At 66.2% G+C, this 23,788-nt stretch carries 19 protein-coding genes; 10 read left to right on the top strand and 9 right to left on the bottom strand.

The features are described from left to right. Nucleotides 1–3 precede the first annotated feature (3 nt). From ACPJW8_RS00780 to ACPJW8_RS00790, 3 genes are read right to left on the bottom strand one after another with little or no spacing between them, the layout of a single operon-like run. Nucleotides 4–1,272, bottom strand: a complete 1,269-nt coding sequence (locus tag ACPJW8_RS00780) for a DUF6986 family protein (RefSeq protein ID WP_330188042.1) — start codon at nucleotides 1,270–1,272, stop codon at nucleotides 4–6. Between the two features lie 3 nt (nucleotides 1,273–1,275). Next, entirely contained in the window at nucleotides 1,276–2,874 is a 1,599-nt protein-coding gene (aceB, locus tag ACPJW8_RS00785) for a malate synthase A (RefSeq protein ID WP_330188041.1), read from the bottom strand. 27 nt (nucleotides 2,875–2,901) lie between these two features. Then, a complete protein-coding gene (locus tag ACPJW8_RS00790) occupies nucleotides 2,902–4,347 on the bottom strand; it encodes an NAD-dependent malic enzyme (RefSeq protein WP_330188040.1) in 1,446 nt (481 codons plus the stop codon). A 228-nt stretch (nucleotides 4,348–4,575) separates the two neighbouring features. Here ACPJW8_RS00790 and ACPJW8_RS00795 point away from each other — a divergent pair, with 228 nt between their 5' ends. The 4 genes from ACPJW8_RS00795 to ACPJW8_RS00810 all read left to right on the top strand — a co-directional run bounded on the left by ACPJW8_RS00795 (nucleotide 4,576) and on the right by ACPJW8_RS00810 (nucleotide 8,942). Further along, nucleotides 4,576–5,331 carry an IclR family transcriptional regulator gene (locus ACPJW8_RS00795; protein ID WP_330188039.1) on the top strand — a complete coding sequence of 252 codons (756 nt, stop codon included), beginning with the start codon at nucleotides 4,576–4,578 and terminating at the stop codon, nucleotides 5,329–5,331. Between the two features lie 116 nt (nucleotides 5,332–5,447). Beyond that, the gene (locus tag ACPJW8_RS00800) at nucleotides 5,448–6,881 is read left to right on the top strand and encodes a TrkH family potassium uptake protein (protein WP_330188094.1); all 1,434 of its coding nucleotides are present in this window, start codon (nucleotides 5,448–5,450) and stop codon (nucleotides 6,879–6,881) included. Continuing rightward, nucleotides 6,874–7,566, top strand: a complete 693-nt coding sequence (locus tag ACPJW8_RS00805; protein ID WP_330188038.1) for a TrkA family potassium uptake protein — start codon at nucleotides 6,874–6,876, stop codon at nucleotides 7,564–7,566. Before ACPJW8_RS00800 ends, ACPJW8_RS00805 begins: the two co-directional genes overlap by 8 nt. A gap of 5 nt (nucleotides 7,567–7,571) precedes the next feature. Beyond that, nucleotides 7,572–8,942 (top strand): CoA transferase, encoded by a 1,371-nt coding sequence (locus ACPJW8_RS00810; protein WP_330188037.1) that lies wholly within the window; start codon nucleotides 7,572–7,574, stop codon nucleotides 8,940–8,942. Nucleotides 8,943–9,079: 137 nt separating this feature from the next. On the opposite strand, the gene ACPJW8_RS00815 is transcribed toward ACPJW8_RS00810, so the two are convergent. After that, nucleotides 9,080–10,582 carry a nucleobase:cation symporter-2 family protein gene (locus tag ACPJW8_RS00815; RefSeq protein ID WP_330188036.1) on the bottom strand — a complete coding sequence of 501 codons (1,503 nt, stop codon included), beginning with the start codon at nucleotides 10,580–10,582 and terminating at the stop codon, nucleotides 9,080–9,082. A 173-nt stretch (nucleotides 10,583–10,755) separates the two neighbouring features. Next, a complete protein-coding gene (gene pucL / locus ACPJW8_RS00820; RefSeq protein ID WP_330188035.1) occupies nucleotides 10,756–11,664 on the bottom strand; it encodes a factor-independent urate hydroxylase in 909 nt (302 codons plus the stop codon). Nucleotides 11,665–12,023: 359 nt separating this feature from the next. Between pucL and ACPJW8_RS00825 the strand changes: the two genes are divergently transcribed. Continuing rightward, nucleotides 12,024–12,206 carry a hypothetical protein gene (locus ACPJW8_RS00825; RefSeq protein ID WP_330188034.1) on the top strand — a complete coding sequence of 61 codons (183 nt, stop codon included), beginning with the start codon at nucleotides 12,024–12,026 and terminating at the stop codon, nucleotides 12,204–12,206. A gap of 74 nt (nucleotides 12,207–12,280) precedes the next feature. Here the strand turns inward: ACPJW8_RS00825 and ligD are convergent, their stop codons facing one another. From ligD to ACPJW8_RS00845, 4 genes are all read right to left on the bottom strand, one after another. Next, nucleotides 12,281–13,516, bottom strand: a complete 1,236-nt coding sequence (gene ligD, locus ACPJW8_RS00830) for a non-homologous end-joining DNA ligase (RefSeq protein WP_330188033.1) — start codon at nucleotides 13,514–13,516, stop codon at nucleotides 12,281–12,283. A 102-nt stretch (nucleotides 13,517–13,618) separates the two neighbouring features. Then, on the bottom strand, nucleotides 13,619–14,965 hold the full coding sequence (locus ACPJW8_RS00835; RefSeq protein WP_330188032.1) for an 8-oxoguanine deaminase: 1,347 nt from the start codon (nucleotides 14,963–14,965) through the stop codon (nucleotides 13,619–13,621). A 247-nt stretch (nucleotides 14,966–15,212) separates the two neighbouring features. Continuing rightward, nucleotides 15,213–15,782, bottom strand: coding sequence for an ABC transporter substrate-binding protein (locus ACPJW8_RS00840; protein ID WP_330188031.1), 570 nt, complete (start codon nucleotides 15,780–15,782; stop codon nucleotides 15,213–15,215). A 160-nt stretch (nucleotides 15,783–15,942) separates the two neighbouring features. Next, the gene (locus tag ACPJW8_RS00845; protein WP_330188030.1) at nucleotides 15,943–16,149 is read right to left on the bottom strand and encodes a hypothetical protein; all 207 of its coding nucleotides are present in this window, start codon (nucleotides 16,147–16,149) and stop codon (nucleotides 15,943–15,945) included. A 392-nt stretch (nucleotides 16,150–16,541) separates the two neighbouring features. Between ACPJW8_RS00845 and ACPJW8_RS00850 the strand changes: the two genes are divergently transcribed. From ACPJW8_RS00850 to ACPJW8_RS00870, 5 genes are all read left to right on the top strand, one after another. Further along, nucleotides 16,542–17,072: a nucleoside deaminase gene (locus ACPJW8_RS00850; protein ID WP_330188029.1), complete on the top strand. Its 531-nt coding sequence runs from the start codon at nucleotides 16,542–16,544 to the stop codon at nucleotides 17,070–17,072. A 14-nt stretch (nucleotides 17,073–17,086) separates the two neighbouring features. Further along, entirely contained in the window at nucleotides 17,087–18,577 is a 1,491-nt protein-coding gene (locus ACPJW8_RS00855) for an NCS2 family permease (RefSeq protein ID WP_330188028.1), read from the top strand. A gap of 123 nt (nucleotides 18,578–18,700) precedes the next feature. Continuing rightward, on the top strand, nucleotides 18,701–19,918 hold the full coding sequence (locus ACPJW8_RS00860) for an XdhC family protein (protein WP_330188027.1): 1,218 nt from the start codon (nucleotides 18,701–18,703) through the stop codon (nucleotides 19,916–19,918). After that, on the top strand, nucleotides 19,909–20,853 hold the full coding sequence (locus ACPJW8_RS00865; RefSeq protein WP_330188026.1) for an FAD binding domain-containing protein: 945 nt from the start codon (nucleotides 19,909–19,911) through the stop codon (nucleotides 20,851–20,853). Before ACPJW8_RS00860 ends, ACPJW8_RS00865 begins: the two co-directional genes overlap by 10 nt. Before the next feature lie 2 nt (nucleotides 20,854–20,855). Then, entirely contained in the window at nucleotides 20,856–23,765 is a 2,910-nt protein-coding gene (locus ACPJW8_RS00870) for a molybdopterin-dependent oxidoreductase (protein WP_330188025.1), read from the top strand. The last annotated feature ends 23 nt before the right edge of the window (nucleotides 23,766–23,788 follow it).

Below are 23,788 nucleotides of genomic sequence, written 5' to 3' on the forward strand. Positions count from 1 at the left end.
TCCTTACTTGGAAGTGGACTGAGCCAGCCGCGGGTGCGCCAGGACGGTCAGGTGGGAAAGTTCGACGCCGGCCATCGCCTGCACCTCTTCGGCACCGATGGCGCCGCACTGGACGCCGCGCAGGATGAATCCGGCCAGGGCGCGGGCGGTGGCGGGTTCATCCATCACACCGCCTTCGGTGCGTTCGACGTAGTTACGGAGCCTGGTTGCCGCGGCGGGCAGGCCTTCGCGGTAGAAGGCGTAGGAGGCCGCGAACCGGCTGGGCAGCTGGGCTGCGTGCAGGTCCCAGCCCTGGTAGTAACCGCGTTCCAGGGAGCGGCGGACCAGCCTGCCGTGCAGCTTCCAGGCATTCTCCACGTTGTCGCCCACGGGGATGATGTTGGTGGAACCGTCGGAGAGGCGGATGCCCGTCCCGGCCACGGCCAGCTGCATGACTTCCTTGGCGAAGTCCGCCACGGGGTGTTCCATGGACTGGTACTCCGCGGAGATCTGCAGCGAGGCGCTGTAGTCGTACGTGCCGTAGTGCAGTGCGCTGATCCGGCCGGGGACCACGTGCGGCAGCTGCGCCACCGGCGAGGTTCCGTCGGGGCCCAGGATCAGCTGCGGCGTTTCCACCTGGACCTCGAAACGAAGCCGTCCGGCAGGAAGTCCCAGCACCTCCTCAAGCCGGGTGACGGCGTCGTCCATTGCCTTGACCTGCGCCACCGTGGTGACCTTGGGCAGGGTCAGGACCAGGCCGGCGGGCAGCTCACCCAGGCGCGCCAGCGTGGACACGAACAGGTCCAGGGTGCGCAGGCCCCGGGCCCGGGTGGGGGCCTCGAAGCACTTGAAGCGGATGCCGATGAACGGCGGAGCAGTCCCCGCAGACACTGCGGCTGCAACGGCCTGGGCGGCAGCAATGGCGTCGGCGTCCTCAGCCTCGTCACCGCGGTCCCCGTAACCGTCCTCGAAGTCCAGGCGGAGGTCCTCGATGGGTTCCTCAGCGAGCTTGCGGGCAACGCGGGCGGCGACGGCGGATGCCAGCTCCGGAGCCTGGCCCAGCAGCGCGCCGAGGTTCTCCAGGCCGCCGTGGGCGTCTGCCGCGGCAATCGCTGCGGCGCTCCAGTCCGTAACGAATGACGGCGTAAACCGGTCCGCGGGAATGTAGACGGTGTGGATGGGCTGGCGGGTGCCATCGTCGCCTGGGTAGTTACGGTCCAGGAGCTGGTCCGTCGCCGCCAGCGCAGCGTCGATCCGGGCCAGGTCCGTGGGGGTCAGTGAAGGTCCGGCCACGGCTCAGCCCAGCAGTTCGTAGGCGGGGAGGGTGAGGAAGTCCGTGTAGTCCTCGGACAGGCAGATGTCCGCGATGAGCTGTGAGGCCGGCGCGTAGAAGCTGGTGAATGCTTCCTCGCCCACTTCGCCGCGGAGGCGTTCGGTTTCCTCGGCCAGGATCTGCTGCACGAGTTCCGCCGTCACCGTGGCGCCGGTGTCCGCCAGCACGGCCTTGTTGCGCAACTGCTGCCACACCTGCGAACGGGAGATCTCCGCGGTGGCGGCGTCTTCCATCAGGTTGTGGATGGCTACGGCACCGTTTCCGGAGAGCCACACCGCTGTGTAGGCCACTGCCACGTAGAGGTTGGCGCGCAGCCCGGCCTCGGTGACCTGGCCGCCGGCGGATGTGACGTCGATCAGCTGGTCCGCGGTGACGCTGACCTCGGGACGCTGCTTGTCCAGCTGGTTCGGCTTGCCGTCCAGCACGGAATCGAACACCTCTCGGCACGTGGGAACCAGGTCAGGGTGGGCCACCCAGGAACCGTCGAAGCCGTCGTTCGCCTCGCGGGTCTTGTCCGCACGGACCTTCTCGAAGGCCGCGGCCGTGACGTCGGGCTGCTTGCGGTTGGGGATTACTGCCGCCATGCCGCCCATGGCGAAGGCGCCGCGGGCGTGGCAGGTCTTGACCAGCAGCTCGGTGTAGGCGCGCATGAACGGCGCGGTCATCACCACGGAGGCGCGGTCCGGCAGGAGGAACTGCTCGCCGGCATCGCGGAAGTACTTGATGATGCTGAACAGGTAGTCCCAGCGGCCGGCGTTCAGGCCGGAAGCGTGGTCGCGCAGCTCGTAGAGGATCTCGTCCATTTCGTAGGCCGCCGGAATGGTCTCGATGAGCACCGTGGCGCGGATGGTGCCCTGCGGAATGCCCAGGTAGTCCTGCGCGAACACGAAGACGTCGTTCCACAGGCGGGCCTCAAGGTGGCTCTCCATCTTGGGCAGGTAGTAGTACGGGCCGTGGCCGTTTTCCAGCAGCTGCTTCGCGGTGTGGAAGAAGTGCAGGCCAAAGTCCACCAGCGCGCCCACGGTGGTTTCGCCGTCGAGCAGCAGGTGCTTCTCCGGCAGGTGCCAGCCGCGCGGCCGGGTCACCACGACGGCGAGCGGGGCGTCAGTGCGGAGGCGGTACTCCTTGCCCTCCTCCGAGGTGAACGCCAGCGTGCCGGCGGCTGCGTCGCGCAGGTTCAGGACGGCTTCCACCACGTTCGCCCACGTGGGCGTGCTGGCATCCTCAAGATCCGCCAGCCACACCTTGGCGCCGGAGTTCAGCGCATTAATGGCCATCTTGGCAGGCGCCGCCGGACCCGTCATTTCCACCCGGCGGTCCTGCAAAGCCGCAGGCGCGGGCGCAACCTTCCAGTCGCCGTCGCGCACGCCCCGGGTCTCCGGCAGGAAATCCAGGCGGCCGGTGCGGGCCACCTCTTCACGCTTGGCAACGCGGGCCTTCAGGAGCTGCGCGCGGGTGCCGGCGAAGCGCTGGTGCAGCTCCTCGACGAACGCCAGTGCCTCAGCGGTCAGGATTTCCCCTGCGCGGGGGATCGGCTGCGGATCGGTGACTGTAAGAGCCATGGTGTGGTCCTTTCGTAGGGCTGCGGGCTAGGCGCCGGCTGTGGTATTCGCTGCAGTTGCTGACTGTGCCGGGTTCGTCGGGTGTGCCGTGTTTGCGCGGGCGGCGTTCGCAACCGCGGCGGCGACGTCGGCGGCAACGTGCGGGTCAAAAACGCTGGGGATGATGTAGCTGGCGTTGAGTTCATCGTCAGCCACCCGGTTGGCGATAGCATCAGCCGCGGCAACCAGCATGTCCGGGGTGATGTCCGATGCTCCTGCATCCAGCAGGCCGCGGAAGAATCCGGGGAATGCGAGCACGTTGTTGATCTGGTTGGGGAAGTCGGAGCGGCCGGTTGAGACGACGGCGGCGTAGCGGGAAGCGATCGCGGGGTCCACCTCCGGCGTCGGGTTGGCCATGGCGAACACGATAGCGTCTTCGGCCATGGACGCAAGCTGTTCCTCGCCCAGGATGTTCGGTGCGCTGACGCCGATGAACACGTCCGCGCCCTTGAGGGCTTCGTGCAGCGTGCCGGAGAAGCCTTCCTCGTTGGTGTTCGCGGCGATCCAGGTGCGGTGGTCGTCGTCGTACTTTTCGCCCGAGTGGATGGCTCCGGAGCGGCCGGCGGCGATGATGTGCTGCGCGCCCTGGGCCTTGAGGAGCTGGATGATGGCAGAACCCGCGGCGCCCACACCGGACACCACGATCCGGACCTCGGAGAGCTTCTTGTCCACAACGCGCAGGGCGTTCACCAGGGCGGCCTGGGTGACGATCGCCGTGCCGTGCTGGTCATCGTGGAACACCGGGATGTCCAGCTCTTCCCGCAGGCGTGCCTCGATCTCGAAGCAGCGCGGCGCGGCAATATCCTCCAGGTTCACGCCGCCGTAGACCGGAGCCAGGAGCTTGACCGTGCGGATGATTTCCTCGGTGTCCTGGGTGTCCAGGCACACCGGCCAGGCATCGACGCCGGCGAACTGCTTGAACAGCGCGGCCTTGCCTTCCATCACGGGCAGGGCAGCCGCGGGGCCGATGTTGCCAAGGCCCAGCACCGCCGAACCGTCGGTGACGACGGCGATCGTGTTCCGTTTGACCGTCAGGTTCCGGGCGGCGGCGGGATCTTCGGCAATGGCCATGCAGACGCGTGCGACGCCGGGAGTGTAGGCGCGGGAAAGATCGTCACGGTTGCGCAGGGCTACCTTGGGGACAACCTCGAGTTTGCCGCCCAGGTGCATGAGGAAGGTGCGGTCGGAGACGTGCTGGACCGTGACGCCGTCGAGCGCGTTCAGGGCATCCTTGACGCGGCCGGCGTGGGCGTCGTCGGTGGTGTTGCAGGTGACGTCCACTACCAGGGTGTCGTGGTGTGATTCGGTGACGTCAAGGGCGGTGATGGCCGCACCGGCCTGGCCTACTGCGGCAGCGAGTTCGCTGGTGGCGCTGAAGCTGGACGGGGCCTCCACGCGAAGGGTGATGGAATTTCCGGGATTCGGGTTCGCCATTGAATGTTCCTCCTGGTTAGGACCCTGTGCCGGGTGCCTGCTGATCTGAATGTTTTCGTATTATGGATATTATTATCTACAAAGTGGAAACACAAGCTCTTTGTTCGCGATGGCCCGGTCCCGCTTCCGTGAGGTATCTTGGGGTTCTACGGACTTTCACGATGTGGATAAAATATGTCGCCCTGATCCACGTCCCAGGTCCCCGGCTGATCCACAGGAGAACCGTTTATGGCCGAAAAAGCCAATGGAGGCGTCCAGTCAGTAGAGCGCGTCTTCGAACTGCTCGAGCTCATTACCGACGCCGGCGGGGACGTGACGCTCAGCGAACTCTCCTCCTCCACGGAGCTGCCGCTGCCCACCATCCACCGCCTGCTGCGCACCCTGGTCTCGCTGGGGTACATCCGCCAGCTGCCCAACCGCCGCTACGCCCTGGGCCCCCGCCTGATCCGGCTCGGCGAAGGCGCCAACAAGCAGCTGGGCGCGCTGGCCCGCCCGCAGCTGAAGTCCCTCGTGGACCGGCTGGGGGAGACCTCCAACATGGCGGTGCTGGATTCGGACATGGTCATTTACGTGGCCCAGGTGCCGTCCCTGCATTCCATGCGCATGTTCACCGAGGTGGGCCGCAGGGCGCACACCCATGCCACCGGCGTCGGCAAGGCCATCCTGGCGCAGCTGGACGATGACGTGGTGCGTGGCATCGTGACCCGCGCCGGCATGCCCACGCCCACGGACAAGAGCATCGGGGACATCGACTCCCTCCTGGCGGACCTGAACCTCATCCGGGAGCGCGGCTACTCCATTGACGAGGAAGAGCAGGAAATCGGCGTCCGCTGCTTCGCGATGGCCGTCCCCAACGCACCCACGCCCACGGCCATCTCCGTTTCCGGGCCCGTCTCCCGCGTGGACCAGGGCTTCGCGGACCGCGCCGTGCCGCTGCTCCGTGAGGCGGCGCGAACCATTTCGGAGGAGCTGAACCAGAGCTGACCCCCGTCCCGACTAGGTCGCAGTTAACGCTCTGAAATCGCCGTTTGGCAGCGTTAAATGCCAGCCAGTTGGGAGGGTGGCGGGTTGCCGGGCGTCCCGGTGGTAGCGTGACGGCTATGCACCTGATGTCCGCCTCGAAGCGCGCCCTGCGATCTTTGGGAATGCGGACCTCCAGCAGCGTCCTCAGCCCGGTGTCCGCCAATGTCCGGCGCACGCTGCAGGCGTTGTCTCCACGGCATCCCGCGCAGGTCATTGTGCTTGGCTTCCTGGCGGCTATCGGGGTAGGAACCACTCTGCTGATGCTGCCCAACGCCAAGCAGGGTCCAGGCGGCGCCACGTTCCTCGAAGCCCTGTTCACGGCCACGTCCGCCGTCTGCGTGACGGGCCTGATCACCGTTGACACACCCGTTTTCTGGACCGAATTCGGCCATGTGGTCATCCTGGCCCTGATCCAGATCGGCGGCTTCGGGGTGATGTCCTTCGGTGCGCTGCTGGGTGTGCTGGTGGCACGAAGACTGGGCCTGCGCTCCCGGCTTTCCGCTGCTGCCGAGACCAAAAGTACCGGGTTCGGTGACGTCCGCCGGGTCCTCCTGGGCGTCCTGACGTTCAGCCTGGTCACCGAGGCCGCGCTGGCTCTGATCCTGACCCTGCGCTTTATGGGCGGTTACGGATACGACGCCGGCCGCGCCGCCTGGGAGGGTGTGTTCCATTCGGTCTCCTCCTTCAATAACGCCGGTTTCGCTCTGTATTCGGACAGCCTGATGGGCTTCGCCACCGATCCGTGGGTGTGCCTGCCCATTGCCGCTGCAGTGATCATCGGCGGCCTGGGTTTCCCGGTGTTGTTCGAGCTCCGCCGCCAATACCGCAGGCCCATCCACTGGAGCATGAACACCAAGCTGGTCCTGGCCGGGTCCGGCGTCCTGTTGTTTGCGGGCACTGTTTTCATCACCCTCGTGGAATGGACAAACCCTGCAACGCTGGGCGCCTTCCGGCCCGGGGAACGTGTGCTGGCCGGATTCTTCCAGTCCGTCATCACCCGCACCGCCGGGTTCAACAGCGTCGACATCTCCCAGATGCACCCGGTCTCCTGGATGGGCATGGACATCATGATGTTCATCGGCGGCGGTCCGGCCGGCACCGCAGGCGGACTGAAAATCACCACCTTCGCCGTGCTGTTCTTCATCCTCCTTGCTGAACTGCGTGGCGATACCGCCGTCAACATCTTCGGCAAGCGCCTCTCACGCGCCGTGCACCGCCAGGCCATTACCGTGGTGCTGCTGGCCATCGCCCTGGTGACCGCCTCCACCATGTTCCTGATGCTCATCACGGACTTCGGCCAGGAGCAGATCCTCTTCGAAGTGGTCTCCGCCTTCGCCACGGTTGGTCTCTCCACAGGAATCACCGCTGCCATGCCGCCCGCGGGCCAGGTGGTGCTGATCCTCCTGATGTTCATCGGCAGGCTGGGGCCCGTGACCCTGGGTGTTGCCCTGGCCCTCCGTCCCCGTCCCGTCCTCTTCGAATACCCCAAGGAAAGGCCGCTCATTGGCTAGGAACATCTTCACCCGCACCGCCGAGCACGTTGCGCAGGCGGATTCCGTCGTCGTGATCGGCCTGGGCCGGTTTGGCGGCGCCCTTGCCCGGGAGCTGGAGTCCCAGGGGACCGAAGTGCTGGGCATTGACGCCCGTGAGGACATTGTGCAGTCCTTCAACGGCATCCTGACGCACGTGGTCCGCGCCGACTCCACCAAGGAGGAGGTGCTGCGCCAACTCTCCGTCCACGAATTCGACCGCGCTGTCGTGGGTATCGGCACGGACATCGAAGCCAGCATCCTCACCACCTCCCGGCTGCTGAAATTCAACGGCCCCCAGATCTGGGCCAAGGCCATCAGCGAGCCGCACGCGGAGATCCTGGTGCAGCTCGGCGTCGAGCATGTGATCCGCCCGGAACATGACATGGGCAAACGGGTGGCCCACCTGGTGCGTGGCTCGATCCTGGACTACGTGGAGTTTGAGGACGACTTCGTGATGGTCCGCACCAGCCCGCCGGCCGTGGCCAGGGACAGGCCGCTGGGTGTCCTGGGGCTCCGGGACAAGTACGGGATCACCATCGTGGCCGTAAAGCGCCGTGGCGGAACGTGGGGCCACACCACCGCCCAGACCGTGCTGTACGACGACGACCAGATCATCGTGCAGGGCACCAAATCTCTCGCTGAAAAGTTCAGCACCCTCCCGTAGCGGCCATGGCACCCCGGAACAGTTCCAACGATCCGGTTCCAGCCCTGTGGCGGGAGCTCGCCGCGGTGTTGCCGGAGGCCGTGGAGCCGGCGTCCTGGTCCGGACCGCGCTGGTGGTGGGCCGGTCCGCTGGATGTCGAGGGGCTGGCGCTGGGTTCCCTGCAGGCACTGGCAACCGCCGTTTCTTCAGCATCCTCGCGCCGGGTGACGTTCACGTCCCCAGGGGTTGCGGCGGCGTTTGCGTCCTTCACGCACCTGAAAATCAACGGCCGGACGCCGGATGGATTCGCGCCGCTGTCCGGTTTCCGCCGTGCCGCGGACGGCTGGGTGAGACTGCACGCGAACTATCCACACCATGAACAGGCCCTGCTCCGGGCGCTGGAAGTGGAAGAAGCGGACGACGTCGATGCCGCCGTGCGCAGCCGTCCCGCCGCCGGGGTGGAACAGTCGGTCACCGCGGCCGGAGGTTTGGCAGTAAGGGTCCGGACGCCCGGGGAATGGGCAGCGTCAGAGCCTGGCCTTGCCCTGACGAATGAGCCGTGGATCCGGTTCAGTCTTGCGGCAGCCGCAATGCCGGGACGGCGGACCCGTGCACACGGCGGGTTGCTCGATGGGCTCCGCGTACTGGATCTGACACGGGTCATCGCGGGCCCCTCCGGCAGCCGAATCCTGGGAGCCCTCGGCGCGGACGTCCTGCGGGTCGATCCGCCCCGAATTCCTGAACTGCAGGACCAGCACGTGGACACCGGGTTCGACAAACGCAGCGCTGTTGCGGACCTCAAGCAGCCCGGAATCCGCGGGGACCTGCGCGCGCTCCTCAGCCAGGCCGACGTCGTACTTTCTGCCTACCGGGGCGGCGCGCTCACCCGTCTTGGCCTCGATGCGGCGTCGCTGAGGGCAGACTTTCCGGCGCTCGCGGTGGTGTCGCTCGATGCGTGGGGCGACGCCGGGCCCTGGGCGGGGAGACGCGGATTCGACAGTCTTGTCCAGGCGGCCACAGGCATCTCGTACCTTTACGGCACGGGTGAAGGGGACAGCTGGCGGCCCGGGGCCCTTCCCGTCCAGGCCCTGGATCACGCCACGGGACTGGGCATGGCTGCCGCGGCGGTGGCACTGGTGGCCGCCCGGGCGCAGGGGATGAGCGGTTCCGCGCACCTTTCGCTGGCGCGCACAGCCGGGGAACTGATGCGACTGCCCACACCGCCTGCCCACGCCGGAAAGCAGGAACTGGACGTCCCGTTGCGCACCAGTCCCAGCGATTACGGTGACCTGGTGTTTGTGCCGCCGCCACTGATTGTTGAGAGCAGGCAGCTGGAATTCGGCGCGCCCCCGCAGAGGTACGGAACGTCGCCGCTCGCATGGCTCCAACCCAAGTAGGTAGCACTTGTTGTCCTTATGAGCGCTCATAACGGCATCTACTGCTACCTAGTTGGGGAGGGAGGGGAAAGGGCGACGGCGGCACCTGGGTGGGTGCCGCCGTCGAGCCTCTTGCTTCTATTCAGTTATGGATGCTGTCAGTGCTCGGCTTTGCTGCTGGATTCGATCGGGACTTCGTTGCCGTCGCAGTCGATCAGCTTGCCGTTCTCGTAGCGGTCGCCCTCGGCCAGGCATTTGAGGTCCTCTTCCCGGACCACCCGATCGGTTCCGGCCACAAAGACCGACTGGTTCTCCGAGTTGCCCGCTTTGAGGTGGTTGAACAGCAGGTTCAGCAGGATGGCCATCACGGCGGCGGAACTGATGCCGGAGTGGAAAATGGTGCCGAACCAGGACGGGAACTGGTCGTAGAACGCCGGCGCGGCAATCGGGATCATGCCGAAACCGATGGACGCCGCCACCACAATCAGGTTCATGTTGTTCTTGTATTCCACCTTGGACAGCGTGCGGATACCGCTGGCCGCAACCGTTCCAAACAGTACGACGCCGGCACCACCCAACACGGGTGTGGGAACCGCTGCGACAACCCGGCCAAGAACCGGGAGCAGGCCCAGGATCACCAGGATCAGGCCGCCGGCGCTGACCACAAAGCGGCTCTTGACGCCCGTGATGGCCACCAGGCCCACGTTCTGGGCGAAGGCGCTCTGGGTGAACGAGTTGAACAGGGGCGAGATGGCGCTGGAGAGCATGTCAGCCCGGAGGCCATCGCCGATCCGCTTGGAATCGACCTTGGTGTCCACGATCTCGCCCACGGCAATGATGTCCGCCGAGGTCTCCGTCAGCGTCACCAGGATGACGATCAGCATGGAGATGATGGACGCGATCTCAAACACCGGGGCACCGAAGGCGAACGGCGTGGGGAACGCGACGATGTCCCCCTGGCCCACCTTGGAGAAGTCAGCCATACCGAAAGCAAGGGCGATCAGCGTGCCCAGCACCATGGCCAGCAGGATCGACAGCCGTGAAATGGCCGCGCTTCCCACCTTGCTCAGGAGAAGGACGATCGCCATAGTGGCTGCAGCCAGGCCAATGTTGGCCATGCTGCCGTAGTTGTCCGCCTTGCTGTTGCCGCCCATGGCCCAGTTGGCAGCAACCGGCATCAGCGTCAGGCCGATGGTGGTGATAACCGTGCCGGTGACCACCGGAGGGAAGAAGCGGATGATCTTGGAGAACAACGGCGTAATCAGCAGGCCAATCAAGGACGCTGCGATAACCGAACCGAAGACCGCCTGGATACCACCGCCGCCATGGACAATCGCCACCATGGTGGAGACGCCGGCGAACGAGACACCCTGGACCAGCGGCAGCTTCGAACCGAAGAACGGGATGCCGATGGTCTGCAGGATTGTGGCCAGGCCGCCCACAAAAAGACAGGCCGCGATCAGCAGGCCAATGTCCTGGGAGGACATTCCCGCCGCCGCGCCGATGATCAGCGGCGGGGCAATAATCCCGCCGTACATGGTCAGGACGTGCTGGAAGCCGTAAGCGAAAGTACTTCCCAGGGGAAGCCGCTGGTCTTCCGGACGGGTTGACTGCTGGCCTTTGCCGGCGACGGCCGCGGCCGGTTTCTTCTTGATGTTCATGGCAGACTTTCTTGGTTCATGGCAGACGCCTTCGTCTGGCTAACGTTGTCTGGCTAACAGGTGTGGCGGTTTGGACAGGCGGTTTCGACAGGCTCAACCACCGGGTTTCGGCGGTTTCGACAGGCTCAACCACCGGGGTTCGGTGATTGAGCCTGTCGAAATCCGGAAAGGATTTAGCAGAAGCCCGCGATACCGGACCAGGCGATGTCCGCCGGGGTGGCGTCGTCGCGCTGGACAGTGGCTTCGATGAGGCCGTACGGGCGGTCCGCTGCGAAGAAGACCTCATTGGGGTTGTCCAGTCCGAAGGGGGACAGGTCCACCAGGAAGTGGTGCTTGTTGGGCATGGAGAACTTGATTTCGTCGATCTCGGCGTGGGCCTCAAGGACCTTGGTGCCCATGTCGAACAGGGTCTGCTGGAGGGCGTGGGAGTACTTCTCCGTGAAGCCTTCGAGCAGGAGTCCCTTGACGTCGTCGTAGTTCTTGTTGAAGTCCAGGGTGCTGAAGTCGGTTCCGGTCTTGAAGCGCCAGCGTGCTGAGACGTCCGTGGCCAGGATGCGGTCCGTGGTTTCCGGGAGCGTTGTGTACTTGTCCTTGGGATAGCCCACGAAGCCGGACTGGGTGGACTTCAGGACTGTCAGGTCCTTGAGCCCGGAGATGAGGTGGGTGGTGGCGCCGTCGCGGACCAGGACGGCGGTGCGGACTTCCTGGCCGTTGCGCACGAAGGAGTGGTCGTGCTCGGTGCCGTGCGCCTGGATGCGGTCCCAGCTGTAGGACTCTGCTTCCCAGCGTCCGCCGGTAACCCAGTCGAAGCTGGAGGTGAAGTGTTCGCCAAGCCGCAGCAGGAACGCTTCGGGGGAGCCGACGCCGTCGCGGGCAAAGGCATAGATGGTGTTTTTCTGGGTGTCGGTGGCCACCACGTGGGCGTTGTCGCCCTGGAGGTGTGCGGCCTCGAAGTCGCCGCGCAGCTGCGAGGTGACGTTGAGGTCTTCGATTTCGTGGCGGTCGGTGTCGCGGGTGATTTTGACGACGCGGACTTCGGCCTTGCCGTACTGGTTGTCACCGAGGATGATCTTGCTGCTCATGGTCTGTTCCCAACTTCCGGTAAGTGGAACCTAGGTTCCATCACTGAAATTAAGCGCGCATTTCCAGCGCGTTTCCGGTGGTGCCGACCCAACAAAAAGAGCCGGCATCCATTGATGCCAGCTCATTACGACCCTGCCTGCTGCTCCCAGGTTACGTGACGTGCGCCACGAATTAGGAACAAGCGTACCGCCACAAGCCGGTGGTGTACATCACAAATGCAAAATTCCGATTATGACTGGACGCCGCGCGACCATTGACGCGCACCCGCCGTCGGCCATAGTCTTATTCCATCTAGTAAAAGTTCTTTATCGCATTATGGAATTCATGGATGATGCGAGGAGTTGATGAGGAGGACGAGATGGACCAGCAGAAGAAGGCTCCGGCGGCACCAGGCCAGCCGGCCGCCGTCGTACCCCAGGAGTTCTACCTCCCGCGGGGCGGCGGAATCGACCCGGATTTCCACGTCCCGGCGGAGCGGGAACACGTGCCCGGCAGGCTGTCCCGCTGGGTCCACTCACTGTCCGGATTCGGCCGCCGCTGACGCCGCTGAGACCAGCCGGCAGAGGCACGACGGCGGGTCCCCGGCTCAGGTGCGCGGCGCGCAGGGGCATGGCGTCAGGCGCCGCTCCATTGGCGCCCGGCCCAGGGATCGTAGTCGGCGATCAGCTCCTCCTGCGGCGGCCGCTCCGCTTCTGGAACGTGCTGCAGGTTCACCCGGACGCGGTACCAGAGCGAGCTTGAACCGCGCATCCCGTCGATCATGATGTCCGCCGGATGCAGTGCGGCAACCACGTCCGGATGCCGCGATTTCCACTCCTCCAGTGCGGCGGCGGCTTCCGGCTTGGACTTGGTGCGCGCCACCTCAATAAGCGGCATCACCGACTGCCGGCGGCCCGAACCGTCACCCGCGCGGGGCGGTTTCTCGGCAGGACCCAGCTCTTTGGCAAGGGCAAGCAGCCCGTCCAGGCTGCCCACGGCGCCGTCGATCCCTGCATGCGGATCCCCGATTTTGGCGAAGCGTTCCAGCACAGCAGGCACCGTGAACTGTTCCGGCCGGGCGGTGCGGACCTCGTCCCAGGTGAGCGGCGTGGACACCCGGGCGTCAGGCAGCGCGCGGACCGAGTAGGCGGAGGCAACGGTGCGGTCCTTGGCGTTCTGGTTGAAGTCCACGAACACGCTCTCGCCCCGTTCCTCCTTCCACCAGCGCGCCGTGGCCAGGCCCGGCGCGCGGTTTTCCACCTCGCGGGCCAGCGTTTCGGCAGCCAGCCGAACGTCGCGGTAGGACCACTGCGGCGCAATACGGACCAGGATGTGCAGTCCCCGGGATCCGCTGGTCTTGGGCCAGCCCACCAGCCCGACGTCCTCCAGCACCTCCCGCGCCACGTAGGCGACGTCCACAATCTGGGACCAATCGACGCCCGGCATGGGGTCCAGGTCCACCCGCAGTTCGTCAGGGTGCTCCAGGTCTTCCGCGCGGACCGGATGCGGGTTCAGGTCCAGGCAGCCAAGGTTCACCACCCACGCCAGGCCCGCGGCGTCCCGGATCACCGCTTCCTCGGCGGAGGTCCCTGATGCGTAGTGGAGCGTGGCCGTATCAATGAAGTCCGGGTGGTTTTCCGGGACGCGCTTCTGGAAGAACGGTTCGGCGTCGATGCCCTTGGGGAACCGCTTGAGCACCATGGGCCGGCCGCCCGCACCCCGCAGCGCGCCCTCCGCGACGGCCACGTAGTACTTCACCAGGTCCAGTTTGGTCAGCCCGGCTTCCGGGAAGACCATCTTGTCCGGGCTGGAGATGCGGACCTCATGGCCGTCAATGGTCAGGATTTCTGCCGGCGTCTTCGACGGTGTCATGCCGCCACGCTAGCAGCGGATGGCCGCCATTTCGATGGTTCCCTGCCCAGACGACGATTCGAACCATCGAACAGGAAGGGAACCGTCGAAACGGGAGCGGTCCTAGCCGTTCACCAGCCGGCGTGCGGCCGCCGAGTGTTCGGCGATGAGGCCCGCCACGTCCAGCCCGGGAATCTGCCCGTCCACCACCCGCCATTGCCCGGCCACCATCACGCGGTCCGCCCGGTCTGCGGCGCACAGCAGGAGCGCGGCCAGTGGATCGTGGCTGCCGGAGAAGCGCAGGTCATCGAGCCGGAAGAGTGCCAGGTCCGCCTGCATGCCGGGTGCCAGCTGGCCCAGTTCCCGGCGGCCAAGGACCGCTGCCGATCCGCGCGTTGCCCAGCCCAGCGCGCGTTCCACAGGCACCTCCGCCCCGTACCGAAGGCGTTGCAGGTACAGGGCCTGCCGGGCTTCGAGGATCATGTTGGAGGCATCGTTCGACGCCGAGCCGTCCACTCCCAGCCCCACGGGAGCCCCGGCATCCTCCAGTTCCAGGACGCGCGCCGTCCCCGAGGCCAGGCGCATGTTTGAGGTGGGGCAATGCGCGACGCCGGTGCCCGCGGCTCCCAGCCGGCGGATTTCCTCATCCGTGAAGTGGATGCCGTGGCCCAGCCAGGTGCGGTCCGTCAACCAGCCCACGCTGTCCAGGTAGTCCACAGTCCGGAGCCCGAACTTCTCCCGGCAGAATTCCTCCTCGTCCAGCGTTTCGGCGAGGTGGGTGTGGAGCCGAACGTCCAGCCGGTTTGCCAGCAGTGCGCTCTCCACCATGATTTCCTTGGTCACGGAGAACGGCGAACAGGGGGCCAGGCCAATCTGGATCATCGCCTCCGGGCCGCGCTGGTGGTACTGGCCCACCAGCCTCTCGCTGTCCTCCAGCACCACCTCCGGGGCCTGCACTGTTGACTGCGGCGGAAGGCCGCCGTCGTCCGTCCCCAGGGTCATGGATCCCCTGGTGAGGGTGGCACGCATGCCCAGTTTCCGGACCACTTCAACTTCCACATCAATCGCGTTTTCGAGGCCGCCGGGGAACAGGTAGTGGTGGTCTGCGGCGGTGGTGCAGCCGGAGAGCAGGAGTTCTGCAAGGGCTACGGTGCTGGCCAGTTCCAGGTCCCGGGGCGTGAGCCTGGCCCACACGGGGTACAGGTTTTGCAGCCAGGGGAAGAGCGCGGCGTTGGCCACCGGACCCCACGCGCGGGTGAGGGTTTGGTAGAAGTGGTGGTGCGTGTTGATCAGGCCGGGGAGCAGGACGTGGCTGCCGGCGTCGAACGTCTGGCCGCACGGCGTTGAGGGCTGCTGGCCGGCGGAAATGACCTCGGTGATGGTTCCGCCGCTGACCACCACACCCCCGGAGGCGTCCAGCTGGTTGGCGGTAAAGGCGGCCAGGGGATTCCTGATCCAAAGACGGTTCATGGGGGTTCCTTGCTCTGAGGCGGCTGTGTGTCATGCCAGCTCAGTGAACCTGTCTGCTGATCCAGGTGCCGGTGCGGAAAGGCAGCGGCTTGGGCACCACCCTAGGGGCGCGTGATCCGTCCGTCAAAGCGACGCCGAACATAACTCCCGACGGCGGCCCTCACCACACGAAAAGCGGGAACCCTTGCCGCAGCAAGGGTTCCCGCTTTCGAGGGGAGTGCCGGAGCAAATCCCGGCATCCGGGAAACTACCCGAGCAGGCCCAGGAGGCGGTTCAGCAGGTTGGCCAGGCCGCCAGCGCCGCCGCCACCGGGGTTCAGTGCGTTGGCGACGCTGCAGAGCAGGTTGCCCAGCAGGTTGCCGGCGCCCGGTTCAGCGGTGATGTCCAGGTGGACTTCGTCCAGGTCGACAACCAGGCCGAGTACGTCAAGGTGCAGCGGGCCCAGGTCCAGGTTCAGGATGTCGCAGGCCGCGGACCCTCCGGTGAGGCCTTCAACCGTGCTGGTGACCGTCTGGCTGACCTCGGTAGTCACTCCATTCAGGTCCGTAAACGTGCCTTCCAGGAGACCCGTGACCACCAGCTGCCCGCGGTCATTGGTGAATCCTGTGGGCGTGAAGGAGCCCACCAGGGTGCCAACGCCTTCGATGGTCTCGTTGATGGTGCCCGTGACCGTTGCTGCGCCTACTTGGGGATTGGCCGCCGCAACTGCTCCGGGTGCCGCCGCCGGTGCCACGGCATTTGATGGGGCCGCGATGCCCACAAGGAATGCTCCGGATAGTGCCAGGGTGGTCAGGGGGGCGATGATTTTGGTACGCAAGGTGAACCTCCAGTTGTAAGACGCCGCCCACGGGGCAGGGCGGACTTTTTCCTTTTGGTTTTACCGACCGTGCCGGGATGCGAAACCGGGCGGCCACTTTCCACAATAATAGTAAGCATGCTTACGGTCAAGGGAAGTGACGCCCGGTCCAACTGGAGAACTAGCTGTTAACGGACTCCAGGGAAGCGGATTTTGCCGCGCCGCCCAGGCTGAAAGTGTAGGTATTCGGGCCGCTGCAGGTGACCGCGATATTGCCCTTGCTGGTGTTGTGGCGGTCGGAAAGCTCGCTGACCAGCGAGTCGATGGTGTGGTTCATGGTTGACCGGTCCCAGATCTTGAGGGTCACGGCTTCAGTCTCAAACGTCATTGTTTTTGCTTCCATTCATGAAAATGGGACCCCGCGCCAATGCGGAACCGCCTGGTTCCATGGTGCCCAGCGGAAGCGGACCGCCTCAAGCCAAAAGGCGATTATTGCGAGTGAGTCTCATCACAACCGCGGCCGGACAGTAGTGAACCGTTTGTAACCAGGATTTCACATCACGAAATTAAACTTCCAAAAAACTATGGCGCGGCTCACATCCTGGTGCTAATGTCGTACTTGCCAAGGCGGGCGCCCGAGTCTTCGGGAAGCTATCTACCAGGCGCAACTGAACCTTCAAATGCACATGCTGAAGCCTGGTAAACGCCGTACCGCTTGTTCTCCTCCGTGAGCCCCTGCCCGGAATTTGCTGAGCTTCCGCACTTCAAGGGAGTCGCATCATGACCGCCACGGATCAACACATCAGGTCCTCAGAAACTGAGCAACACCACCAATCCCAGCAGCATCTGGCCCGGGCCATCCAACTGGCCACGGCCAACGTGCACAACAGCGGCGGCCCGTTCGGCGCCGTTGTGGTCACCAAGGACGGGCAGGCGTTCGACGGCGTCAACCGGGTCACTGCCAGCAATGACCCCACAGCGCACGCCGAAGTCACGGCCATCCGCACCGCCTGCCGCGAGCTGGGCACCTTCGACCTCAGCGGAGCAACGCTCTACACCAGCTGCGAACCGTGCCCCATGTGCCTGTCCTCGGCGCTGTGGGCGAGGGTGGAGCGCGTGGTCTTCGCCGCAGACCGGCATGACGCCGCCTCCGTTGGCTTCGATGACGCCGTGTTCTACGAGTACTTCGAGAACAGCAACCGCGACGCACTGATGCCGGTGGGCCGCCTGCACCTCACGGCGGAGGACGCGCCGGAAATCCTGGAACCCTTCAACACCTGGAACACGCTCGACTCCAGGATTGATTACTAGGGGAGGTGGCACGGATGACACTCCTGAAGCCCGAGCAGGCTGCAGTTGAGACCGCACCCGGGTCAACCCCTCCGTCCAGGTCATTCCTGGACAGCTTTTTCCACATCACAGCCCGCGGATCCACCATTGCCAGGGAGTTCCGCGGCGGGCTGGTGACCTTCTTTACGATGGCGTACATCGTCATCCTCAACCCTTTGATCCTGGGCGGTTTCAGCCCGGACAACGCCCCCACGGACGTGGCGGGCGGCTGGTTGTCCGCAGCGCAGGTGGGTGCCGTTACCGGCCTCACCGCGGGCGTGATGACCATTATTTTCGGCCTCGTGGCCAACCTCCCGTTCGGCCTGGCCGCCGGACTGGGCATCAACTCCTTCCTGGCGGTATCGGTCATCCAGGACGTCACGTGGCCCGAGGCCATGGGACTGGTGGTGATCAACGGGCTGCTGATTGTCCTGTTCGGCGTCACCGGCGCGCGGACCGCGATCTTCCGGGCCGTTCCCAAGGAACTCAAGGCCGCCATCACGGTGGGAATCGGCCTGTTCATCGCCTTCATCGGCTTTGTGGACTCAGGCTTTGTCCGTCCGACGGCGGGTGGCCCACCCGTTCAGCTGGGCACCGACGGCTCCATCACCACTTTGCCCACACTCGTGTTTGCGCTGGGCCTGCTGGTGATGGGAATCCTGGTGGCCAGGAAGGTCCAGGGCGGGCTGCTGATCGGGATTGTGGCCACCACGGTGCTGGCCGTCATTGTCGAGGCAGTCTTCAAGGTGGGTCCGGGCAGCGATGCCAACCCGGGTGGCTGGCACCTGAACACCCCCGTGCTGTCCGGACACCTGGTCTCGGTGCCGGACCTGTCCCTGGTGGGCCAGTTCGATATGTTCGGTTCGTTCAGCAGGATCGGCGGACTCGCGGCAACCATGCTGGTCTTCACCCTGGTGTTCACCAACTTTTTCGACGCCATGGGCACCATGACCGGCCTGGCCAAGAGTGCCGGCGTCGCGCATAAGGACGGAACGTTCCCCCGGCTGAAGTCCGCGTTCATCGTGGAAGGCATCGGGGCCGTGGCCGGCGGTGCGACGTCCGGATCATCCAACACCGTGTACATCGACTCGGCGGCGGGCATCGGCGAAGGCGCCCGGACCGGCCTGGCATCGGTAATCACCGGTGTGCTGTTCCTCGGCTCCATGTTCCTCACGCCGCTCACCAGCGTGGTTCCGCTCGAAGTGGCGGCGGCTGCTCTGGTGGTGGTGGGCGCCATGATGATGGCCCAGATCCGCGAGATCAAGTTCAGCAAATTTTCTGTGGCGCTGCCCGCTTTCCTGTGCATCGTCACCATGCCGCTGACCTACTCCATCGCCAACGGAATCGGCGTCGGCTTCATCGCCTGGACAGTTATCAGCGCCGCGTCAGGCCGGATCCGTAAGGTGCACCCGCTCATGTGGGTAGTCACCGTCGGGTTCCTGGTCTACTTTGCCCGCGGCCCCATCAACGCGCTGCTTGGCGCCTGATACCGCTGCTGCCGGACAAGCGCTACGCTTTCGGACATCCGCACCGGACACCCCGGCTGCGGATGTCCGAAACCGCCTTTTTGAGGATCAGCGCATTCCCGGCCAAGAGAAGGAGTGCAGCACATGCTTGACCTGATGCCGTCCCTGGACGGCTGGCAGCCCGTCATCCGGGGCCAGCGATGCGCGGTGGCCACCGTGGTGGCGGCCGGCGGTTCCGTGCCCCGGCCCGTGGGGACGTCCATGCTGGTGTCCGAGGCCGGCGAAACCCTGGGAAGCCTTTCCGGAGGGTGCGTGGAAGGCGCCGTGGTGGCCGCCGCCCTGGAAGCAATCGACGACGGCGTGACCCGCCGCAGCTTCTTCGGCTACAGCGCCGCCGATGCCTTCGCAGTCGGACTCACCTGTGGCGGCGAACTCGAGGTCCACATCGAGCCGCTGAACCCGTCAGCTTTGTCTCCGTCGGCCTTGTCCCTGTCAGCCTTGTCCCCGTCGGGGGTGGGCGGCCGCGCACCAACGGCAACCACCACTGACGCCCTGGCACTGATCCGCAGGGTGGACAGGGGTGGGCGTGGCGCCGTCGTCGTGCCTGACCCTGGAACGTTCGATGCTGCCGGCTCGCCGGAACTCGCGGCCCTGCTGGACGGCGACGCCGGGCTGGTCCGCGCCGCGGCGGCGCAACTGGGACAGCTGTTGCGCGGCGGGGGAGCGGGGCTGGTCCGCCTGGCATCGGAGGCGTGCCGGAGCGGTGCGGATCCGGCTGCCGAACCCGTGGAACTGCTGGTGGAAAGCCGCAGGCCTGCGCCGCGGTTCCTGATTTTCGGCGCCAACGACTTCGGTGCCGCGCTCCTGCCCGCGGCCCGGCTGCTGGGTTACCACGTCACGCTGTGCGACGCCCGGCCCGCGTTCACGGCGCAGGAAAGATTTGCGACGGCGGACTCCCTGGTCAGCGAGTGGCCGCACCGCTACCTCGCTGCTGAGGCCGCTGCCGGACGGCTGGATCCGCGCACCGTGGTGTGCGTCCTGACCCACGATCCCAAGTTTGATATCCCGCTCCTGGCGGCCGCACTGAACCTGGACCTGGCGTATGTGGGCGCCATGGGTTCGCGGCGCAGCCACCTGCAGCGGGTGTCCGGGCTGCTGGACGCCGGGGTGCTGCCAGGCCAGCTGGAGAAACTCCATTCACCCATCGGCCTGGACCTCGGCGCCGTCACGCCGGCCGAGGTTGCCGTATCCATCACGTCCGAGGTCCTGGCAGCCCGCACTGGCGCGGCACCAGCGGGACCCGGCCCGCTGAAAAACGGCCACGGACCCATCCATTCTTCAGGGGGAACCTCATGGACATGAACACTATTGAGGCCGTAGTCCGCACCACGGATCCGGCCGACTTCCGCGACGGCGATGCCTGGCTGGCCGGCGGGACGGTGCTTTTCTCGTACGGCAGCTACGCCTTTGGAGCCGAGCCGCTGCGACGCCTGCTGGACCTTGGCGACGCCGGCTGGCCCGCCGTCACTGTCACCGATAGCGGCCTTGAGCTGGCCGCCACCTGCACCATCGCGGAGCTGTACGCCGTGCCGGATTCCGTGCGGGGAACCGCTGGCTCCCCAGCGGTGGCCTGGCCCGGCCTGGACCTGATCCGGCCGTGCTGCGATTCGTTTGTAGCGTCCTTCAAGGTCTGGAACATGTCCACGGTGGGCGGCAACCTCTGCACCTCCCTGCCGGCCGGGCCCATGATTTCGCTCTGCGCGGGACTGGATGGAACGGTGCTGATCCTTGGCCCCGGTGGGAGTGAGCGCACCATGCCGGTGGCTGAGTTCATCACCGGCGACGCCAGGAACGCCCTGACGCCCGGCGAGCTCCTGCGCAGCATCCACCTCCCGGCGCCGGCGCTGGCGGACCGTGTGGCGTTCCGGCGGCTCTCGCTGAGCAACCTGGGCCGCTCCGGTGTGCTGCTGATCGGCAGGCGTGCTGACTCCGGGGACGACAGTTTTGTCCTCACCGTCACCGCCGCCACCAAGCGGCCCGTCCAGCTTCGCTTCGCTGAACTTCCCGACGCCGGTGAGCTGGCCGGGGCGCTCGCGGACGCCATCCCCGACGACCTTTTTCACAACGACATCCACGGCCGCCCGCAGTGGCGCAAGGACATGACGTACCGGCTTGCCGAGGAGATCCGCACGGAACTCGGCGCGGCAACAGGGGCCGCCGCAGACGGCGTCGAAGTCCCCGTTTCCGGCGACTTCTGGCCGCCGGCGGCCGCAGCACTTAACCAAGGAAAGGCCTGATCATGGGCATCGAGATCAACGGAACGCGCACCGACGCGCAGCCCCGCCCGGGCCAATGCCTGCGCACCTTCCTCCGCGAAGAGGGCAGCCTGGGCGTGAAGAAGGGCTGCGACGGCGGCGACTGCGGAGCCTGCACCGTGCACGTGGACGGCCAGCCGGTCCACAGCTGCATCTACCCGGCCGTCCGCGCTGAGGGCCGCTCCGTCACCACCATCGAAGGACTCGCCGGCGGGGCGCCGGAGGACGTCCAACAGGACACCGCGCTGCACCCCATGCAGCAGCAGTTTATGGAGCGCCAGGGTTTCCAGTGCGGCTTCTGCACCGCCGGGATGATCATGACGGCGGCAACGTTCGACGACGCCCAGCTCGCCAACCTGCCGCGGAACCTCAAGGGAAACCTGTGCCGGTGCACCGGGTACCGGGCGATCGAGGACGCGGTGTGCGGCCACGGCGGCCATGCGGCCAGCACGGACAGCGCGGCGGAGCAGGCGGACGACGGCGTCCAAGCCAGCACCGGGGCGAACTCCACCGCAGATCCCGCCGCCAGTCCCACCGCAGGAGGGACCGCCGGACCCACCACCGGACCCACCGCCGGACAAACCGGGGACGACGTTCCCGCCCCGGCCAGCCGCGCCATCGTCACCGGCAAGGCCCGCTACACGCTGGATGTTCCGGCAGATGAACTTCCCGGCCTCCTGCACATGAAACTCGTCCGCTCGCCGCACGCGCACGCCCGGATCACCGGCATCGGTGTGGAGGCTGCGCTGCAGGTGCCCGGCGTTGTTGCTGTGTTCACCCACGAGGACGCCCCGGAGCAGCTTTTCTCCACGGCCCAGCACGAGCTCTACACCGACGATCCGGACGATACCCGTGTGCTTGATAACGTGGTCCGGTTCATCGGGCAGCGGGTGGCCGCCGTGGTGGCCGACTCGGTGCAGGCGGCGGAGGTGGGAGCCCGGGCCGTTCAGGTCCAGTACCAGCCGCTCGACGCCGTGTTCTCGCCGCAGGAGGCCATCGCACCCGGAGCGCCGGCAATCCATGGCGAAAAGGACCCGGCGGCCAGCCGGATCGTGAACCCTGGCGGCAACGTCATTGCGGAACTTCATTCGCACCTGGGCGATGTGGAGGCAGGGTTCGCAAGCGCCGACGTCGTTCATGAAAACACCTACCAGACGCAGCGGGTGCAGCACACGGCGCTGGAAACGCACGCCGCGATCGCGCACGTGGATGGTGACGGGAGGCTGCAGATCCGCACCTCCAGCCAGGTTCCGTTCCTGGTGCGCCGGACCATCTGCCGGGTGTTCGGGCTGCCGGAGGACCAGGTCCGGGTAGTGGCCGGCCGTGTTGGCGGCGGATTCGGCGGCAAACAGGAGGTCCTTACCGAGGACCTGGTGGCGCTCGCGGCCCTCAAACTGGGCAGGCCCGTGCAGCTCGAATTCACCCGGACCGAACAGCTCACGGCCTCCACGGTGCGGCACCCGTTCACGATCAAGCTCAAGCTCGGCGCAACCCGGGACGGACTGCTGACGGCGATGCAGGTGGATGTCCTGACCAACACCGGAGCGTACGGAAACCATGCGCCGGGTGTGATGTTCCACGGGTGCGGCGAGTCGCTGGCGGTGTACAAATGCGCCAACAAAAAGGCGGACGCCAAGGCTGTTTACACCAACACGATTCCGTCCGGGGCGTTCCGCGGGTACGGCCTGAGCCAGATGATCTTCGCGATTGAATCCGGCATGGACGAGCTGGCGGCGGAAATCGGTATGGATCCGCTGGAATTCCGCCGCCGCAACATGGTCCGGGAGGGCGACGACATGCTCTCCACGCACTCCGAGCCTGAAGAGGACGTGCACTACGGCAGCTACGGACTGGACCAGTGCACCCGCCTGGTCCAGGATGCCCTGGACCGCGGCGCCGAGCGCTACCGCGAGGCCGGCCTGGATGACCTCGGCCCGGACTGGGCCGTTGGCGTAGGTACCGCCCTGTCCATGATCGACACCGTGCCGCCGCGCGGGCATTTCTCCCATTCGCACGTGCGGCTCCTGCCGGACGGAACGTACGTGGCCGACGTCGGAACCGCCGAATTCGGCAACGGCACCACCACTGTCCACGCCCAGCTGGCCGCCTCGGCGCTGGCTACTTCGGCCAGCCGGGTGCAGATCCGCCAATCGGACACGGACCTGGTGGAACATGACACGGGTGCCTTTGGCTCGGCGGGCACGGTAGTAGCCGGAAAAGCGACGTTCGCCGCCGCCGAGGAACTGGCCGTCCGGATCAGGGCCTTCGCCGCCGGGATCCGCCAGGTCCAGGTCTCCGGCTGCGTGCTGGAGCAGGACGCGGTGGTGTGTGAGGGCACCCGGGTGCCGCTGACGGAACTGGCGCAGGCGGCTGCGGAAGCCGGCGTCGAACTTGCGGCGGAGGGGCGCTGGGGCGGCACCCCGCGGTCAGTGGCGTTCAACGTCCACGGTTTCCGTGTGGCGGTGAACCGCGCCACGGGCGAGTTGCGCATCCTGCAAAGCGTGCAGGCCGCCGACGCCGGAGTGGTGGTCAACCCCCGGCAGTGCCGCGGGCAGATCGAGGGCGGGATTGCCCAGGCGCTGGGTGCCGCGCTGTACGAGGAGGTGGTGGTGGACGACGCCGGGAAGGTCACCACGGACATCCTGCGGCAGTACCACATCCCTACTTTCGCGGACGTGCCGCGCAGCGAGGTCTATTTTGCAGTCACATCCGACGCATTAGGCCCGATGGGGGCAAAATCGATGAGTGAGAGCCCGTTCAACCCCGTGGCTCCGGCGCTGGCCAACGCCATCCGGAACGCGACGGGGGTGCGGTTCAGCGAACTTCCCATCTCACGGGACCGGATTTACCTGGGGCTGAAAGCCGCCTCAGCGCAGGTGGCCGCTGCTGTGTGAGCCGCCGTAGGAAAGGAAGCATG

The sequence above is a fragment of the Pseudarthrobacter sp. J47 genome, from assembly GCF_049810315.1.
Classification (GTDB): domain Bacteria; phylum Actinomycetota; class Actinomycetes; order Actinomycetales; family Micrococcaceae; genus Arthrobacter.